Genomic DNA, 16,899 nt, shown 5'->3' with positions numbered 1-16,899 from the left:
AGGGGACGGCGGGCGGCGGGAAAGCGAGGAGGGCGGTAAGGGACCGGGCGCCTCACTTGCCGTAGGCGAGCATCAACTTCTCCTTCGACTCGTCATTGCCGGTCAGCCGGGTGGTCGAGAGGTAGAAGCGTCCGTCGACCCAGTCGATCGCCTTGCTGAAGAAGCCGTTCTCGATGTCGGCGACTCCCTGCGGGTTCTGCATCAGCTTGACCGGCGTGTGGCCGGAGCCGCCGACGGGCAGGGACACGATCTGGCCGCCCGAGTCGTACGCGGGCTCGACGTAGGCGATGAGGTTGCCGCCCTCGACCTTCATGGGCACCATCGACTCCGCCACCGGGGACTTCTCGCGCCACTTCTCCTTGCCGTCGGCGAGGCTGATCGCGACGATCTCGTTGGCGCCGGTGGCCGCCTCGGTGGGCAGGTAGAGGGTGTCGTCGTCGACGGCGACGCCCTGGCAGCCCCGGAGGTCACGGGCGAGGACGGCCCAGCCGCAGGCGGGGGCGAAGTTCTCGTCGACGGAGACCTGGGAGCGCACCGAGCCCCCGGCGGTGAAGGCCGCGATGTTCCAGACCTTCTTGTCGCCGTCCTCCTCCTTGGTGGCGTGCAGGACGAGCGGGTCGACGGAGTAGGCCCGCTCGATGCGCCAGCCCTTCTCGTACGCGTAGGTCCACTTGACCTTGCCGGTGGCGGGGTCCAGCTCGCTGACCTCGTCGTGCTCGTTGGTGCCGCCGGCGCCGCAGGACGCGACCTGGATCAGCCGCTCGCCGCCCGCGAAGGCGGCGGGGAAGCAGGGCGCGTCGCCGTACTTGCGGGAGTCGAACAGCTTCTTCCCGCTGCGCACGTCGTACGCGGTGCCGGACTGCGAGCGGCCCACCATCAGGGTGTTGCCGGTGAGGGACAGCTCGATGGAGAGCGCGGAGTCGAACAGGGCGCCGTCGGCGACCTCCTGCGTCCAGCCCTTCTCGCCGGTGTTGAGGTCGACGAGCTGGAGCTGGTTGCACTTGGCGCGGTCGCTGCTGCCGCTCATGTGGGCGATGACGACCTTGTCGTCGGACGTCTTGTCCTGGGTGACGGCGCAGATCTTGTGCGGGAAGGCGATGGTGTCCCAGGTGGGCCTGCCGTCCCCGACGTTGTAGGCGGAGAGCTCCTTGTAGGCCGCCTTCACCGCCGTCTTGTCGGTGATCCACATGCCGGGGGCGTCGGCGCCTGAACCGGGCGCGTCGGGCGCCTCCTTGTACCAGAGCACCTTGGACTCGCCGGCCTTGCGGCCCTTGTTGAGATCCTCCGGGTCCTCGCCGCCGTCACCGCTGCCGTCGCCCGGGTTGACCGGGGCGCCGCCGGAGCCGTCCGGCTTGGGGTCGTCGGTCGGCTGGGCGACGGGCTTCTCGTCCTTGCCCCCGTCACCGGTGACGGCCCACACGGTGCCGCCGATCACCAGCAGCGCGGCCACCGCGGCACCGACGACCAGCGCGGGCCTGCCCTTGAACGGGTTGCGGGAGCCGGACCCGCCGGGCGGGGTACCGGGCCCGCCGGGGAACTGCGGCTGCGGCGGGTAGCCGTACCCCGGCTGCTGCGGCTGCCCGTACGGCCCTGGCTGCTGCGGCTGCCCGTAGGGGCCCGGGGCGTACGGCCCGGAGGCGTACGGGCCGGGCTGCTGCGGGGGTTGCTGCGGGTAGCCGTACCCGGGCTGCGGCGGCCCCTGGGGCGGCGGCGTCCCGGGCGCTCCCTGCGGAGGCGGCGGCGTCTGCGGAGCCCCGAAACCACCACCCGGTGGCGGTTCCTGCGGCGCTCCGAAGCCACCGTGCGGCGGCTGGTTGGGCGGCTGAGTCATCAGCGCGTTCCCCCTTGCTCACTGATTTTTAGCCACGCCCTGAGGTACGTGATGAACCCAGAGCCGTCTTCAGACAGTTCTCAGACGGCTCTTTCTATCACCCGGCACCGACACGCCACCGGGCCGCGCCCTCCCCTGTTCCCAAGGGAGGACCGGCCTGTGATGCCCCCGTTACGCGCCTTCACCGCCTCTTCACGCGGCGCGCGCTCCCCCGACGCGGGCGCGCGGTGCGGACCGTGCGCCGGTCAGGCGTCCTCGGCCAGTTCCAGCCAGCGCAGCTCCAGTTCCTCCCGCTGGCCGGCCAGTTCCCGCAGTTCGGCGTCGAGTTCGGCCACCTTGGCGAAGTCGGTGGCCTGTTCGGCGATGGCGGTGTGCAGCGCCGTCTCCTTCTCGGAGATCTTGTCCAGCTGGCGCTCGATCTTCTGGAGTTCCTTCTTGGCGGCGCGCTGGTCGGCGGCGCTCCTCTCCGGGGCGGCGCTCTGTGCCACGGCGACGGCGGCCGGGACGGTGGCCGCGGCGGCGGCCTCCTCCATGCGCTTGCGCCGCTCCAGGTACTCGTCGATGCCGCGCGGCAGCATCCGCAGGGTGCCGTCGCCGAGGAGGGCGAACACCCGGTCGGTGGTGCGCTCGAGGAAGAAGCGGTCGTGGGAGATGACGATCATCGAGCCGGGCCAGCCGTCGAGGACGTCCTCGAGCTGGGTGAGGGTCTCGATGTCGAGGTCGTTGGTGGGCTCGTCGAGGAAGAGGACGTTGGGCTCGTCCATCAGCAGCCGCAGCAGCTGCAACCGCCGCCGCTCACCGCCGGACAGGTCCCCGACCGGCGTCCACTGCTTCTCCTTGTTGAACCCGAAGGTCTCGCACAGCTGACCGGCGGTCATCTCGCGGCCCTTGCCGAGGTCGACGCGCTCGCGCACCTGCTGCACGGCCTGGAGCACCCGCCAGGTGGGGTCGAGTTCGGCGACCTCCTGGGAGAGGTAGGCGAGCTTGACCGTCCTGCCGACGCGGACGCTGCCCCCCGCGGGCTGGACCTCCCCCTCGCTGCGGGCGGCCTCGGCCAGCGCGCGCAGCAGGGACGTCTTGCCCGCGCCGTTGACGCCGACCAGGCCGATGCGGTCGCCGGGACCGAGCTGCCAGGTCACGTGCTTGAGCAGCACCTTGGGGCCGGCCTGGACGGTCACGTCCTCCAGGTCGAACACCGTCTTGCCGAGCCGGGTCGACGCGAACTTCATCAGCTCGCTGCTGTCGCGCGGCGGGGGCACGTCCTTGATCAGCTCGTTGGCGGCCTCGACGCGGAAGCGCGGCTTGGACGTGCGCGCGGGGGCGCCGCGGCGCAGCCAGGCCAGCTCCTTGCGGACCAGGTTCTGCCGCTTGACCTCCTCGGTGGCGGCGATGCGTTCGCGCTCGGCGCGGGCGAAGACGTAGTCGGAGTAGCCGCCCTCGTACTCGTACACGTCGCCGCGCTGCACGTCCCACATGCGGGTGCAGACCTGGTCGAGGAACCAGCGGTCGTGGGTGACGCAGACGAGCGCGGACCGGCGGTTGCGCAGGTGCTCGGCGAGCCAGGCGATGCCCTCGACGTCGAGGTGGTTGGTCGGCTCGTCGAGGACGATCAGGTCCTGGTCGTCGATGAGCAGCTTGGCGAGCGCGATCCGGCGCCGCTCGCCGCCGGACAGCGGTCCGATGACGGTGTCCAGGCCCTTGGGGAACCCGGGCAGGTCCAGTCCGCCGAACAGTCCGGTCAGTACGTCCCTGACCTTGGCGTTGCCGGCCCACTCGTGGTCGGCCAGGTCCCCGATGACCTCGTGCCGGACGGTGGCGGCGGGGTCGAGGGAGTCGTGCTGGGTGAGCACGCCGAGCCGCAGCCCGCCGGAGTGGGTCACGCGCCCGGTGTCGGCCTCCTCCAGCCGGGCCAGCATCCGGATGAGCGTGGTCTTGCCGTCGCCGTTGCGCCCCACCACCCCGATCCGGTCGCCTTCGGAGACGCCGAGGGAAATCCCGTCGAGCAGGGCACGGGTGCCGTACACCTTGCTGACGTTCTCGACATTGACCAGATTGACGGCCATTTCTCTCCTGCCTCGGGGATCGATCAGTTTTCCAGCGTAGGCCCTGACCGACGGCACTCGGCATGCGAAGGGAAGGCCGCCCGCACCACCGGCGAGGGAGCGGTCCTCACACCACGGTCGCCCCGGGCGCCGGTCCCGGCGCCGTGCGGACCGTGCGGCAGGTTCCGGAGGCCCGCAGGGCGTCGGCGACGGTGGCCGCCGCTTCCGCGTCGGGGGCGAGGAAGGCCGTGGTCGGGCCGGAGCCCGAGACCAGCGCCGTCAGCGCGCCCGCCGCGCGCCCCGCCGCGAGGGTGTCCGCGAGCTGGGGGAACAGGGACAGGGCGGCCGGCTGGAGGTCGTTGGAGACGGTGGCGGCGAGCGCGTGGGGGTCGCCCTTGGCGAGGGCGGCGAGCAGGTCCTGGGAGGCGACGGGCCCGGGGATGTCCCGGCCCTGCGCCAGCCGGTCGAACTCCCGGAAGACCGCCGGGGTGGACAGCCCCCGCGCGGCCATGGCGAACACCCAGTGGAAGGTGCCGCCCACCTCCAGCGCCGTCAGTTTCTCGCCCCGTCCGGTGCCCAGCGCCGCCCCGCCGACCAGGCTGAACGGCACGTCGCTGCCGAGTTCGGCGCAGATGTCGAGGAGTTCGGCGCGCGGGGCGCCGGTCCCCCACAGGGTGTCGCAGGCGAGGAGGGCGCCGGCGCCGTCCGCGCTGCCGCCCGCCATGCCGCCGGCGACGGGGATGTCCTTGGCGATGTGGATGTGGACGTCCGTGTCACGGCCGTACCGCTCGGCGAGCAGCAGGGCGGCGCGGGCCGCGAGGTTGGTGCGGTCCAGCGGGACCTGGCCGGCGTCGGGGCCCTCGCAGGTGACGCGCAGGCCGTCCGGCGACGGGGTGACGGTGACCTCGTCGTACAGGCCGACCGCGAGGAAGACGTTGGCCAGGTCGTGGAAGCCGTCGGGGCGGGCGGCGCCGACCGCGAGCTGGACGTTGACCTTGGCGGGGACGCGGACGGTGACGCTCACGCGGTGGGCTCCTTGTGTTCGGCGATGCGCGCGAACTCCTCCACCGTGAGGGACTCGCCCCGGGCCTGGGGCGACACCCCCGCGGCGACCAGGGCGGCCTCCGCGGCGGCCGCCGAGCCGGCCCAGCCGGCGAGGGCGGCCCGCAGGGTCTTGCGGCGCTGGGCGAAGGCCGCGTCGACGACGGCGAACACCTCGCGCCGGGAGGCACTGGTCCTCAGCGGCTCCGCGCGGCGCACCAGGGAGACCAGCCCGCTGTCGACGTTGGGCGCCGGCCAGAAGACGGTGCGGCCGATGGCGCCGGCCCGCTTGACCTCGGCGTACCAGTTGGCCTTGACCGAGGGCACGCCGTACACCTTGGAGCCGGGCGGCGCGGCGAGCCGGTCGGCGACCTCCGCCTGGACCATGACGAGGGTGCGCTCGATGCTCGGGAACTGCTCGAGCATGTGCAGCAGCACGGGGACCGCCACGTTGTACGGCAGGTTGGCGACGAGCGCGGTCGGGGCGGGGCCGGGCAGCTCGGTGACGTGCATCGCGTCGGAGTGGACCAGCGCGAACCGGTCGGCGCGGCCGGGCATGCGGGCGGCGACGGTCCCGGGCAGCGCGCCGGCGAGGACGTCGTCGATCTCGACGGCGGTGACCCGGTCGGCGGCCTCCAGGAGCGCCAGCGTCAGCGAGCCGAGCCCGGGGCCGACCTCGACGACGACGTCGTCGGGGCGGACCTCGGCGGTGCGCACGATACGGCGGACCGTGTTGGCGTCGATGACGAAGTTCTGGCCGCGCTGCTTGGTGGGCCGTACGCCGAGGGCGGCCGCCAGTTCACGGACGTCGGCGGGGCCCAGGAGGGCGTCGGGGGTGGGGCTGGTCACGGGACAAGGGTACGGGGCACCGGGACCGCCCAGGTCACGCCTGTGGATAACCGAAGGCGCGGGCCGTGTTCGCCCCGAGCGCGGTGGCCAGGGCGTCCTCGTCGATCCCGCGTACGGCGGCCATAGCGCGCACCGTGACCGGCACCAGGTACGGGGCGTTGGGCCGGCCCCGGTAGGGCGCCGGGGTCAGGAACGGCGCGTCGGTCTCGACCAGGACCAGCTCCAGCGGGGCCACGGCGAGCGCGTCCCGCAGGTTCTGCGCGTTCTTGAAGGTGACGTTGCCGGCGAACGACATGAAGTAGCCGGCGCTCGCGCAGATCTCCGCCATCTCGGCGTCGCCGGAGTAGCAGTGGAAGACGGTGCGCTCGGGGGCGCCCTCCTCCTTCAGCACGCGCAGGACGTCGGCGTGGGCGTCGCGGTCGTGGATCACCAGGGCCTTGCCGTGCCGCTTGGCGATCTCGATGTGGGCGCGGAAGGACCGCTCCTGCGCCTCCTTGCCCTCGGGCCCGGTGCGGAAGTAGTCGAGTCCGGTCTCGCCGACGCCCTTGACCTGCGGCAGCGCGGCCAGCCGGTCGATCTCGGCGAGCGCCTCGTCCAGCGCCGCGTCGCCGCCGGGCTCGCGGGCGCCCTGCCGGGACCAGCCGGGGTCGCCGTGGACGATGCGCGGCGCCTCGTTGGGGTGCAGCGCGACCGTGGCGTGGACGGCGTCGTGCGCCGCCGCCGTCTCGGCGGCCCAGCGCGACCCGGCGAGGTCGCAGCCGACCTGGACGACGGTCGCCACACCCACCGACGCGGCCTTGGCGAGGGCGTCCTCCACCGTGCCGGACTGCATGTCGAGGTGGGTGTGGGAGTCCGCGACCGGCACCCGCAGGGGCTCCGGGAGCGGCGGCGCGGCGTTCTTGTCGGCGGCGTTCGAAGGCATGCCCCCGATCCTACGAAAGCACCGCGGGCGTCAGTGCGCCCTGCGGAAGGGGGACAGCAGGCCGGACAGCCGCCAGTGGTGCCGCTCCCCGGCCGGTTTCCGGTGTTCCCCCGGCCCTCCCGGCGCCGCCGAAGCGGCCGAAGCGGCCGAAGCGACCCTCCCCGGCCGCATGATCCGCACGACGTGGCCGTCGCAGTTCTGGCACGTCGGCCGGCTCAGCGGGGAGGGCACGACCCGGCCGTCCGCCACGTACATCACGAACTCGTGGCCCCCGGCGTCGGTGTGGTGCTCTATCTCGTACGCCTGCTCCCAGCCGTGGCCGCAGCGCATGCAGGCGAAGGAGTACGCCTCGTCGACGACGGCGCTGGCGCCCGCGCGCAGCCCCGCGTGCCCCGCGTGCCCCTTGGTCCCCTTGTGCCCCGGGATCTCGGTCATACCGGCTCCTGTCGGTCCGCTGGCGGGACGGTTCGGGTCCGTCCCTGCTGACAGTGGACCGCTCCGCGGACGCGGACGCAGGAGGGGCTGCCGAGTATTGGCGGCGATTTGGGTGTTCCTTGCCGCAGCGCGCCGAGCCCTTTACCCGCCCCTGGGCCTCAGGCCCTCAGGGGCGCGCGGAACCGGGACTTCCGTCGGCGTTCTTGGACGCCACGACCGCGTCGAACACCTGCCGCTTGGGCAGCCCGGCCTCCGCCGCCACCGCGGCGATCGCCTCCTTGCGCCGCTCCCCCGCTTCCTCGCGCACCCGCACCCGGCGCACCAGTTCCGCGGCGTCCAGCTCCTCGGGCCCCTTCTCCGGCGCGCCCTCGACCACCACGGTGATCTCCCCGCGCACCCCCTCGGCCGCCCACGCGGCCAGCTCGGCCAGCGGGCCCCGGCGGACCTCCTCATAGGTCTTGGTCAGCTCCCGGCAGACGGCGGCCCGGCGCTCCGCGCCGAACACCTCGGCCATCGCGGCGAGGGTGTCGTCGAGCCGGTGCGGGGCCTCGAAGTAGACGAGGGTGCGCCGCTCCCCGGCCACCTCCCGCAGCCGCCCCAGCCGCTCCCCGGCCTTGCGCGGCAGGAACCCCTCGAAGCAGAACCGGTCCACGGGCAGTCCGGACAGGGCGAGCGCGGTGAGCACGGCGGACGGTCCGGGCACCGCGGTGACCTTGATGTCCCGCTCGACGGCCGCGGCGACCAGCCGGTACCCGGGGTCGGACACGGACGGCATCCCGGCGTCCGTCACCAGCAGCACGCGCGCGCCGCCCGCCAGTTCCTCCACCAGCTCGGGCGTGCGGGCCGACTCGTTGCCCTCGAAGTACGACACGACCCGCCCCTTGGGCGTGACGCCGAGCGCCTGGGTCAGCCGGCGCAGCCGCCGGGTGTCCTCGGCGGCGACGACGTCGGCGCCGGCCAGTTCCTCGGCGAGCCGGGGCGGGGCGTCGGAGACGTCGCCGATGGGGGTGCCTGCGAGTACGAGGGTTCCGGTCACCCGTCCATCCTCCCAGGGCCGCGCGGCCCGGACGCGACGGGAGCGGGCCGGAGCCGCACCGGAGCCGGACCGGACCGGGACCGGAGCGGACAGAGGCGGGGCATACCGCCCATGCGCGGGACTCACACAGCGCCGTTCCCTACGATGGCGCGGTGACCAGTACCGCGTCCTCCATGGACCTCCGGAAGGACCAGCCGCCGCACGAGGAGCAGCCGCCGTGGCACCAGCGGCTGCGCCGGTTCGGCTACGCCGCCCCGGGCTCCGCAGGCGATGTCCGCGACCGTCTGGTCCCGCCGTACACCGAGCCGTCGGGGCGGCTGTGGGAGACGCTCGGGGTGCCGCCGGGGCTCGCCGGGCGGATCACCCGCTGGTCGGCGTGGGGCGGTCCGCTGCTGGTCACGCTGCTGGCCGGGGTGCTGCGGTTCTGGAACCTGGGCAGCCCGAAGGCGGTGATATTCGACGAGACGTACTACGCCAAGGACGCGTGGGCGCTGGTCCACCGCGGCTTCGAGGTCAACTGGGACAAGAACGCCAACGACCTGATCCTCTCCTCCGGAGGGGACGTCCCGATCCCGACGGACGCCGCGTACGTGGTGCACCCGCCGGTCGGGAAGTACGTCATCGGGCTGGGCGAGCTGGTGTTCGGCTTCGACCCGTTCGGCTGGCGGTTCATGACCGCGCTGCTCGGCACGCTCTCCGTGCTGATGCTGTGCCGCATCGGCCGGCGGCTGTTCCGCTCCACGTTCCTCGGCTGCCTGGCGGGCGCGCTGATGGCGGTGGACGGGCTGCACTTCGTGATGAGCCGGACCTCGCTGCTCGACGGCGTGCTGATGTTCTTCGTGCTCGCGGCCTTCGGCTGCCTGGTGGTCGACCGGGACCGGGCGCGGGAGAGACTCGCCGCCGCGCTGCCGGTGGACTCCGACGGGCGGGCCCGGCCGGACGCGTACGTCGCCGAGACCACCCGGATCGGCTTCCGGCCCTGGCGGGTGGCGGCGGGCCTGATGCTGGGCCTGGCGATCGGCACCAAGTGGAACGGCCTGTACGTCACGGCGGCGTTCTGTGTGATGGCGGTGCTCTGGGACGTCGGCTCGCGCCGGGTGGCCGGCGCGTACCGGCCCCGGACGGCCGTGCTCAGGCGGGACCTGGGCTGGGCCTTCCTGTCCACCATCCCCGTGGCGGTGGTCACCTACGTCGCCTCCTGGACCGGCTGGATCCTCTCCCCGGCCGACGGCACCGGCGGCTACTACCGCGACTGGGCGGCCAAGGACGGCAGGAACAGCGACTGGTCCTGGCTGTTCCCCGACTGGTGGCGCAGCCTGTGGCACTACGAGAACCAGGTCTACGACTTCCACGTCGGCCTGTCCTCGCCGCACACCTACGAGTCCAACCCGTGGAGCTGGATCGTCACCGGCCGCCCGGTCTCCTACTTCTACGAGTCCCCGGCCCCCGGCACGGACGGCTGTCCCGCCGACGCCGGCGAGAAGTGCGCCCGCGAGGTCCTGGCCATCGGCACCCCGCTGCTGTGGTGGGTGGCCTGCTTCGCGCTGCTGTACGTCCTGTGGCGCTGGTTCTTCCGCCGCGACTGGCGCGCCGGCGCCATCGCCTGCGGCATCGCGGCCGGCTACGCCCCGTGGTTCCTCTACCAGGAACGCACGATCTTCTTCTTCTACGCGATCGTCTTCCTCCCCTTCCTGTGCCTGGCGGTGGCGATGCTGCTGGGCGCGCTGGTCGGCCCGCCCCGCTCCTCCGACGCCCGCCGGGTGGCGGGCGCGACGGCGGCGGGCGTACTGGCCCTCCTGATCGCGTGGAACTTCATCTACTTCTGGCCCCTCCACACCGGCACATCGATCCCGATAGACGACTGGCGGGCGCGGATGTGGCTGGATACGTGGGTGTGATGGCCGGGGCCGAGCGGTCGGCGCAAGGTGCGGTCTCGCTTCGGCCACCAATCGGAAACGCCGCCCCGGTCGCCACTCGCTGCGCATAGAGTGCTCACCCACCGGGCTTTTTGAACGCGTTCAGAAGATGCGGGGGGCCCGGCGGGGAGGGGAAGCCCGATGGGCAAGGGGGTCAAGGCCGCCATAGTCGGCGGTGTGTTCGCGGTGATGGTGGGCGGGGCCGGCTACGGCGTCCACAACATCGTGTCGGCCGTGAACGGCGGCGGGGGAAGCGGCACGGGCACGGCGGAGACCAAGAGATCCGGGCCGCCGGACGCGGACGAGGTGCGCCGCACGAGCGCGGCGTTCTTCGCGGCCTGGGAGAAGGGGCAGGCGGCCGAGGCGGCGTCGTACACCGACAACGCGCAGGCGGCCGGCGCGCTGCTGACGGGGTACGGCGAGGAGGCCCGCATCGGGAAGGTCGGGATCACCCCCGGTACGGCCACCGGCACCACCGTGCCCTTCACCGTGAAGGCGACCGTCACCCACGACGGGAAGTCGAAGCCGCTGCGCTACGAGAGCGAGCTGACCGTCGTCCGCGGGCAGACCACCGGGCGGGCGCTGGTCGACTGGGAGCCGGCCGTCGTCCACCCGGACCTGAAGGAGGGCGACACCCTCGTCACCGGGGAGTCCGCGCGGCCGCCCATCGAGGCCGTGGACCGCGACGGCATGGTGCTGACGAAGGAGAAGTACCCCTCCCTCGGGCCGATCCTGGACACCCTGCGTGAGAAGTACGGTGCGAAGGCGGGCGGCACGCCGGGGGTCGAGCTGGTGGTCAGGCACGCGGACCGGGCCGCCGACACCCCGCTGCTGACCCTCGCCGAGGGGAAGCCGGGAAAGCTGCGCACCACGCTCAGCGCCGGGGTGCAGGACGCGGCGGAGAAGGCGGTGCGGCGGTTCGCCGAGTCGTCGGTGGTGGCGGTCAAGCCGAGCACCGGTGAGGTGCTGGCGGTGGCCAACCACCGCGAGGACGGCTTCAACGCGGCCTTCCAGGGCCAGGTCGCCCCCGGCTCCACGATGAAGATCGTCACCGCCGCGATGCTCATCGACAACGGCGTGACCTCGATGAACGGCCCGGCGCCCTGCCCGCCCACCGCCACCTGGCAGAGCCAGACCTTCAAGAACCTCACCGACATGCCGCCGAACGAGGGCGCCACCCTCGCCAACAGCTTCCTGCGCTCCTGCAACACGGCCTTCGTCAAGCTGATCGACGAGCAGCCGCTCACCGACGCCTCGCTCACCCAGGAGGCCGAGCAGCGGTTCGGGCTGGGCCGGGGCGACTGGAAGACCGGCATCGCCTCCTTCGACGGCAGTGTCCCCGCCTCCGGCGGCCCGGACCGCGCGGCGAACGCGATCGGCCAGGGCCAGGTGCAGATGAACCCGCTCAATATCGCGTCCGTGACGGCCACCGCGATCACCGGCGCCTTCCGCCAGCCCTACCTGGTCTCCCCGGAGCTCGACGGCCGGCAGCTGCGGCAGGCCGACGGCCTGCGGGCGGGTACCGCCGCCCAGCTCAAGCAGATGATGCGGCTCACCGCCACCCAGGGCACCGGCCGGGACGCCATGGCCGGCCTCCGCGGCGACATCGGCGCCAAGACGGGGTCCGCCGAGGTCGACGGCAAGGCCACCTCGGACAGCTGGTTCACCGGTTTCCGCGACGACGTCGCGGCGGCGGCCATGGCGCAGCAGGGCGGGCACGGCGGCGACGCGGCCGGTCCGATTGTCGCAGCCGTGCTACGAGCGGGCGGCTGATCGCGCCCGGCACGGACCGGGACTCTAGGGTGGTGGCCGACGTGTGCGCACACCGCGCCAAGAGGGGCCACCAGGGCCGCGGGGGGCCCGGCGAGCAGCGGAGGAACAAGCAGCAGTGAGGAACAGAGGGCACGCCGGTGAGCGGCGGAAGACGAGACCCGCCGTGCTCGGCGGAGTGATCGCCGTGGTCGTCGGCGGTGCCGGTGTCGGCGCCTACGCGCTGCTCGGCGGCGGTGCCGCGGCCGAGGACGGCACCCGTACGTCCTCCGCGCAGCAGGCGGAGGAGGTACGGACCGGGCCCCTGTCGGCCTCCGAGGTCACCGGCACGGCCGAGCGCTTCCTCACCGCCTGGCAGGCCGGGAAGGTGAGCGAGGCGGCCGCCGTCACCGACGACCCGAAGGCCGCCGCCGCCCTGCTCACCGCCTACGCCAAGGACGCCGGCGTCGAGAAGGTCACCCTCACCGCCGGCACCCGCACCGGCGGCAAGGTCCCCTTCTCCGTCAAGGGCACGGTGTCGTACGAGGACGTCAGCAAGCCGCTGGCCTACGACAGCGCGCTGACCGTCGTGCGCCGGGCCGGGGACGGCGAGCCGCGGGTGGCCTGGCGGCCGGAGGTCGTGCACCCCGACCTCGAGGACGGCGACAAGCTGGTCACCGGTGAGGCGGGCACCCCGCCGGTGAAGGCGCTGGACCGCGACGGCGGCGAGCTGACGACGCGGAAGTACCCGTCGCTGGGCTCGGTGCTGGACGGACTGCGCGAGAAGTACGGCGAGACGGCGGGCGGCGAGGCCGGCATCGAACTGCGCGTGGTGCGCGGCAAGGAGTCGAAGAAGGCCGAGCTGTCCGACAAGACGCTGCTGGAGCTGAGCGAGGGCACGCCCGGCACGGTGAAGACCACGCTGAACCCGTCCCTCCAGGCCGCCGCCGAGGCGCAGGTGGCCAAGAAGGACAGGGCGTCGGTGGTGGTGCTGCGTCCGTCGACCGGCGAGATCCTGGCGGTGGCGAACTCCTCGCACGGCTTCAACACCGCGTTCCAGGGGTCACTGGCCCCGGGGTCCACGATGAAGGTGATCACCTCCTCGCTGCTCATCGAGAAGGGCCTCGCCTCGATGGACGAGAAGCACCCGTGCCCGAAGTACTTCAGCTACGGCGGCTGGAAGTTCCAGAACGACGACAAGTTCGAGATCAAGGACGGCACCTTCAAGGCGAGCTTCGCCCGGTCCTGCAACACGGCCTTCATCAGCCAGGCGCCCGAGCTGGAGAACGACGACCTGACCAAGCAGGCGCAGGAGGTGTTCGGGCTGTCGAGGAACGACTGGCAGGTCGGCGTGCCGACGTTCGACGGCTCGGTGCCGGTGCAGTCGGCGGCCCCGATGGGGGCCTCGCTGATCGGCCAGGGCGGGGTGCGGATGAACCCGCTGAACATGGCGTCGGTGGCGGCGACCGTCAAGGCGGGCGTCTTCCACCAGCCGTACCTGGTCTCCCCGGAGGTCGACGGGCGGAAGCTGGCGACGGCCTCGCGCACCCTGTCTGCGGGCACGCTGGCGCAGCTGCGGGAGCTGATGTCGTACACGGCGGCCTACGGCACGGCGGCGGAGGCGATGGCCGGGGTGAGCGGTGAGACCGGCGCGAAGACCGGGTCGGCGGAGGTCGACGGGCAGAAGAAGCCCAACGGCTGGTTCACCGCGTACCGCGGGGACCTGGCGGCCGCGGGTGTCGTCCAGGCGGCCGGACACGGCGGCTCGACGGCCGGGCCGGTCGTCGCGGCGCTGCTGAAGAGCGGCGGCTGAGCCGGACGGGTCAGTGGGGCACCGGTTCCGCGGCGGCGGCGTGGGTGCGGCTCAGGAACCGGGCCAGGGTCTTGGTCTCGAACTCGACGACCGAGACGCCGTGCCGGGTGTGGAACTCCACCACGGCCTGCACCCGGCCGCACGGCCACACGCGTATCTCGCCGCTGCCCGCGGGGGCGCGCAGGCCCCGCTCCAGCAGGTCCCGTGCGATGGTCCACTCGCGGGCGACGGGGCCGGGTAGCCCCACGCGTACGCACAGGGGGTCGGTCTCGGGGTCGTACCGCAGAACGACGGGGACGGCCCCGCGGTCCTCCAGCAGGGGATCCGCATCCGTGACGATGTGGACTCGCGCGTACTGCTCGACTACGGACATCGGTGGGCCCCTTACGCTGCGTCACTCGGCATCAAAGGCGTGTAAGCCGTATACCCACCCCCCGTTCCATCGTGCACCCATTCCGGAATCCGCGCGTCCGAGCGGCGAATATCACAGATGAGGTATGCGTGAGGTAAAACAAGCCACTCGCTCTTGCGATTGATTCGCAACAGGCCACATCATCGAGTCCGTGCACGCACCTGACGGATTCATCGACGCCCCCGTGTCCGCCGCGGCCGGACTGTTCGCCGCCGGCGCCGTCGCCGTGAGCCTGCGCGGCGCCCGCCGGGAACTGGAGGGCGCCTCCTCCCCGGGCACCGCCGAACGGACGGCCCCGCTGGCCGGCCTCGTGGCGGCGTTCATCTTCGCGGTGCAGATGCTGAACTTCCCCGTCGCGGCGGGCACCAGCGGCCATCTGCTCGGCGGCGCCCTCGCCGCGATCCTCGTCGGCCCCTACACGGGCGTCCTGTGCGTCTCCGTGGTCCTGCTGATGCAGGCCGTCCTCTTCGCCGACGGCGGGCTGACCGCGCTCGGCGTCAACATCACCGACATGGCGATCGTGACGACGGTCGTCGCGTACGCGCTCTTCCGCGGCCTGGTGGCGGTGCTGCCGCGGTCCCGCCGCTCGGTGACCGCCGCGTCCTTCGTCGCCGCCCTGGTCTCCGTCCCCGCCTCCGCCCTCGTCTTCACCCTGCTCTACGCCGTCGGCGGCACCGCGGACGTCTCGATCGGCAAGGTCGCCACCGCCATGGTGGGCGTGCACGTCCTCATCGGCATCGGCGAGGCGGTCATCACCGCCCTGACCGTCGGCGCCGTCCTCGCCGTCCGCCCCGACCTGGTGCACGGGGCGCGCGGACTGGAGCGGAAGCTCAAGCTGCGGGTGAACGGCGAACTGATCGACGCCCCCGGGACCGCACCGGAACCGGCCCCCGCCGCCGCCCGCTCCCCACGCACGGTGTGGATCGCCGGCCTGGTCACCTCGCTGGTCCTCGCCGGGTTCGTCAGCTTCTACGCCTCCGCCGACCCCGACGGCCTGGAGAAGGTCGCCACCGACCACGGCATCGACGCGAAGGCCGAGGAACACGCGGCCGCCGGCTCCCCGCTCGCCGACTACGGCGTCGAGGACGTCGACGACGCCCGTCTCTCCGGCGGTCTGGCCGGCGCGATCGGCGTCGGCGTGACGGTGGTCGCCGGCACCGGCGTAGCCTGGGTGGTCCGCAGGCGCCGCGCCGACGACACGGCCGACGCCGCCTCCCCCAGCGGCACGGGCGTCTGACATGGGAGCGGGCCACAGCCACAAGCTGTACCGGCACGGGCACTCCGCCGTGCACACCCTGCCGCCGCACACCAAGCTCGCCGCCGTCCTCGCCTTCGTGCTGGTGGTGGTCTCCACCCCGCGCGAGGCGATGTGGGCCTTCGCGGTGTACGCCGGACTGCTCGCCGGCGTCGCGTACGCCGCCCGGGTCCCGGCCGGCTTCCTGCTCAAGCGGCTGCTGATCGAGGTCCCGTTCGTCGCCTTCGCGGTCCTCCTGCCGTTCGTGGCGGAGGGCGCGCGGACCGACGTCCTCGGGCTGTCGCTCAGCGTCAACGGCCTGTGGGGCGCCTGGAACGTGCTGGCCAAGGGCACCCTGGGCGTCGCCGCCTCGGTGCTGCTCGCCGCCACGACCGAACTGCGCGAACTGCTCCTCGGCCTCCAGCGGCTGAGACTCCCGCCGCTGCTGGTGCAGATCGCCTCCTTCATGGTCCGCTACGGCGACGTCATCACCGACGAGATGCGGCGCATGCGGATCGCCCGCGAGTCCCGCGGCTTCGAGGCGCGCGGCGTACGGCACTGGGGCGTGCTCGCCAAGTCGGCGGGCGCGCTGTTCATCCGCTCCTACGAGCGCGGCGAGCGCGTCCACCTGGCCATGGTCAGCCGCGGGTACGCCGGTTCCATGCCGGTCATCGACGAGGCGACCGCGTCGCGGGCGCAGTGGTCGTACGCCCTCACCCTCCCCTGTGCCGCCCTCGTCGTCTGTCTGCTGGGATGGACCCTGTGAGCACTGCTTCCCTGGAGGTCTCCGGCCTCGCCTTCGCCTACCCCGACGGCCACCAGGCCCTGTTCGGCGTCGACTTCTCCCTCGCGCGCGGCGAGCGGGTCGCGCTGCTCGGCCCCAACGGCGCCGGCAAGACCACCCTGGTGCTCCACCTCAACGGCATCCTCACCGGCGGCACCGGCACGGTCACCGTGGCCGGACTGCCCGTGGGCAAGCGGCACATGGCGGAGATCCGGCGGCGGGTCGGCATCGTCTTCCAGGACCCGGACGACCAGCTGTTCATGCCGACCGTGCGGGAGGACGTGGCGTTCGGCCCGGCGGCGGCCGGGCTGAAGGGGGCCGAACTGGAGGAGCGGGTGGACCGCGCCCTCGCGCGGGTCGGCATGGCGGAGTACAAGGACCGGCCCCCGCACCACCTGTCCTTCGGCCAGCGGCGCCGGGTGGCCGTGGCGACGGTCCTCGCCATGGAGCCGGAGATCCTGGTCCTGGACGAGCCGTCCTCCAACCTCGACCCCGCCTCCCGCCGGGAACTGGCCGACATCCTGCGCTCCCTCGACGTCACCGTCCTGATGGTCACCCACGACCTGCCCTACGCCCTGGAGCTGTGCCCGCGCTCGCTGATCCTCAGCGACGGGGTGATCGCGGCGGACGGCGGCACGGCGGACCTGCTCGGCGACGACGCGCTGATGCGCGCCCACCGCCTGGAGCTGCCGTACGGATTCGATCCGCGGTCGGTGCCGGCCCCGCCCGGCCGCCCCTGAACCCGCCCGGCAACGTCGCCGTAACGATCGCGCCGGACCGGTGCGGCCCAGGAATCGCAGGCGAACGGCGGCCGTTGCACCCACCGTCACAGGCG

The 16,899-nt window shown here is 73.0% G+C and carries 14 protein-coding genes; 6 read left to right on the top strand and 8 right to left on the bottom strand.

What is annotated here, in order from left to right; all coding sequences use genetic code 11:
* Positions 1-52 precede the first annotated feature (52 nt).
* The 7 genes from FHX78_RS19985 to rsmI all read right to left on the bottom strand — a co-directional run bounded on the left by FHX78_RS19985 (position 53) and on the right by rsmI (position 8,156).
* Positions 53-1,831 (bottom strand): outer membrane protein assembly factor BamB family protein, encoded by a 1,779-nt coding sequence (locus FHX78_RS19985; protein WP_145868791.1) that lies wholly within the window; start codon positions 1,829-1,831, stop codon positions 53-55.
* A gap of 245 nt (positions 1,832-2,076) precedes the next feature.
* Entirely contained in the window at positions 2,077-3,894 is a 1,818-nt protein-coding gene (locus FHX78_RS19980; RefSeq protein ID WP_145868790.1) for an ABC-F family ATP-binding cassette domain-containing protein, read from the bottom strand.
* A 106-nt stretch (positions 3,895-4,000) separates the two neighbouring features.
* A complete protein-coding gene (locus FHX78_RS19975) occupies positions 4,001-4,897 on the bottom strand; it encodes a 4-(cytidine 5'-diphospho)-2-C-methyl-D-erythritol kinase (RefSeq protein ID WP_145868789.1) in 897 nt (298 codons plus the stop codon).
* Positions 4,894-5,763 carry a 16S rRNA (adenine(1518)-N(6)/adenine(1519)-N(6))-dimethyltransferase RsmA gene (gene rsmA / locus FHX78_RS19970; protein ID WP_145868788.1) on the bottom strand — a complete coding sequence of 290 codons (870 nt, stop codon included), beginning with the start codon at positions 5,761-5,763 and terminating at the stop codon, positions 4,894-4,896. Before rsmA ends, FHX78_RS19975 begins: the two co-directional genes overlap by 4 nt.
* Positions 5,764-5,797: 34 nt before the next feature.
* Positions 5,798-6,685, bottom strand: coding sequence for a TatD family hydrolase (locus tag FHX78_RS19965; protein ID WP_145868787.1), 888 nt, complete (start codon positions 6,683-6,685; stop codon positions 5,798-5,800).
* Between the two features lie 30 nt (positions 6,686-6,715).
* Positions 6,716-7,120: a hypothetical protein gene (locus tag FHX78_RS19960; RefSeq protein ID WP_145868786.1), complete on the bottom strand. Its 405-nt coding sequence runs from the start codon at positions 7,118-7,120 to the stop codon at positions 6,716-6,718.
* A gap of 166 nt (positions 7,121-7,286) precedes the next feature.
* Positions 7,287-8,156, bottom strand: coding sequence for a 16S rRNA (cytidine(1402)-2'-O)-methyltransferase (gene rsmI / locus FHX78_RS19955; RefSeq protein ID WP_145868785.1), 870 nt, complete (start codon positions 8,154-8,156; stop codon positions 7,287-7,289).
* A 152-nt stretch (positions 8,157-8,308) separates the two neighbouring features.
* On the opposite strand from rsmI, the gene FHX78_RS19950 reads away from it, so the two are divergent.
* The 3 genes from FHX78_RS19950 to FHX78_RS19940 all read left to right on the top strand — a co-directional run bounded on the left by FHX78_RS19950 (position 8,309) and on the right by FHX78_RS19940 (position 13,634).
* On the top strand, positions 8,309-10,054 hold the full coding sequence (locus FHX78_RS19950) for a dolichyl-phosphate-mannose--protein mannosyltransferase (protein WP_145868784.1): 1,746 nt from the start codon (positions 8,309-8,311) through the stop codon (positions 10,052-10,054).
* Positions 10,055-10,213: 159 nt separating this feature from the next.
* On the top strand, positions 10,214-11,845 hold the full coding sequence (locus FHX78_RS19945; protein ID WP_145868783.1) for a penicillin-binding transpeptidase domain-containing protein: 1,632 nt from the start codon (positions 10,214-10,216) through the stop codon (positions 11,843-11,845).
* A gap of 115 nt (positions 11,846-11,960) precedes the next feature.
* Positions 11,961-13,634, top strand: a complete 1,674-nt coding sequence (locus FHX78_RS19940) for a penicillin-binding transpeptidase domain-containing protein (RefSeq protein ID WP_145868782.1) — start codon at positions 11,961-11,963, stop codon at positions 13,632-13,634.
* Between the two features lie 10 nt (positions 13,635-13,644).
* Here the strand turns inward: FHX78_RS19940 and FHX78_RS19935 are convergent, their stop codons facing one another.
* A complete protein-coding gene (locus FHX78_RS19935) occupies positions 13,645-14,007 on the bottom strand; it encodes an SsgA family sporulation/cell division regulator (protein WP_145868781.1) in 363 nt (120 codons plus the stop codon).
* Positions 14,008-14,197: 190 nt separating this feature from the next.
* On the opposite strand from FHX78_RS19935, the gene FHX78_RS19930 reads away from it, so the two are divergent.
* The 3 genes from FHX78_RS19930 to FHX78_RS19920 are packed head-to-tail and all read left to right on the top strand — an operon-like array spanning position 14,198 to position 16,804.
* Positions 14,198-15,283: an energy-coupling factor ABC transporter permease gene (locus tag FHX78_RS19930; RefSeq protein WP_145868780.1), complete on the top strand. Its 1,086-nt coding sequence runs from the start codon at positions 14,198-14,200 to the stop codon at positions 15,281-15,283.
* Between the two features lies 1 nt (position 15,284).
* Positions 15,285-16,046, top strand: a complete 762-nt coding sequence (gene cbiQ / locus FHX78_RS19925; RefSeq protein ID WP_145868779.1) for a cobalt ECF transporter T component CbiQ — start codon at positions 15,285-15,287, stop codon at positions 16,044-16,046.
* Positions 16,034-16,804 (top strand): energy-coupling factor ABC transporter ATP-binding protein, encoded by a 771-nt coding sequence (locus tag FHX78_RS19920; protein WP_145868778.1) that lies wholly within the window; start codon positions 16,034-16,036, stop codon positions 16,802-16,804. Before cbiQ ends, FHX78_RS19920 begins: the two co-directional genes overlap by 13 nt.
* Positions 16,805-16,899 lie beyond the last annotated feature (95 nt).

It is taken from the genome of Streptomyces capillispiralis (assembly GCF_007829875.1).
Taxonomy (GTDB): domain Bacteria; phylum Actinomycetota; class Actinomycetes; order Streptomycetales; family Streptomycetaceae; genus Streptomyces; species Streptomyces capillispiralis.
The sequence above is the reverse complement of the archived record's forward strand: the minus strand, read 5'-3'. Positions and strand labels throughout refer to the sequence as shown.

Excerpts from the sequence above, each read along its gene's own strand:
- FHX78_RS19985 (WP_145868791.1), bottom strand. The coding sequence starts at position 1,831 with ATGACTCAGCCGCCCAACCAGCCGCCGCACGGTGGCTTCGGAGCGCCG.
- FHX78_RS19980 (WP_145868790.1), bottom strand. The coding sequence starts at position 3,894 with ATGGCCGTCAATCTGGTCAATGTCGAGAACGTCAGCAAGGTGTACGGC.
- FHX78_RS19965 (WP_145868787.1), bottom strand. The coding sequence starts at position 6,685 with ATGCCTTCGAACGCCGCCGACAAGAACGCCGCGCCGCCGCTCCCGGAG.
- FHX78_RS19960 (WP_145868786.1), bottom strand. The coding sequence starts at position 7,120 with ATGACCGAGATCCCGGGGCACAAGGGGACCAAGGGGCACGCGGGGCAC.
- FHX78_RS19945 (WP_145868783.1), top strand. The coding sequence starts at position 10,214 with ATGGGCAAGGGGGTCAAGGCCGCCATAGTCGGCGGTGTGTTCGCGGTG.
- FHX78_RS19935 (WP_145868781.1), bottom strand. The coding sequence starts at position 14,007 with ATGTCCGTAGTCGAGCAGTACGCGCGAGTCCACATCGTCACGGATGCG.
- cbiQ (WP_145868779.1), top strand. The coding sequence starts at position 15,285 with ATGGGAGCGGGCCACAGCCACAAGCTGTACCGGCACGGGCACTCCGCC.
- FHX78_RS19920 (WP_145868778.1), top strand. The coding sequence starts at position 16,034 with ATGGACCCTGTGAGCACTGCTTCCCTGGAGGTCTCCGGCCTCGCCTTC.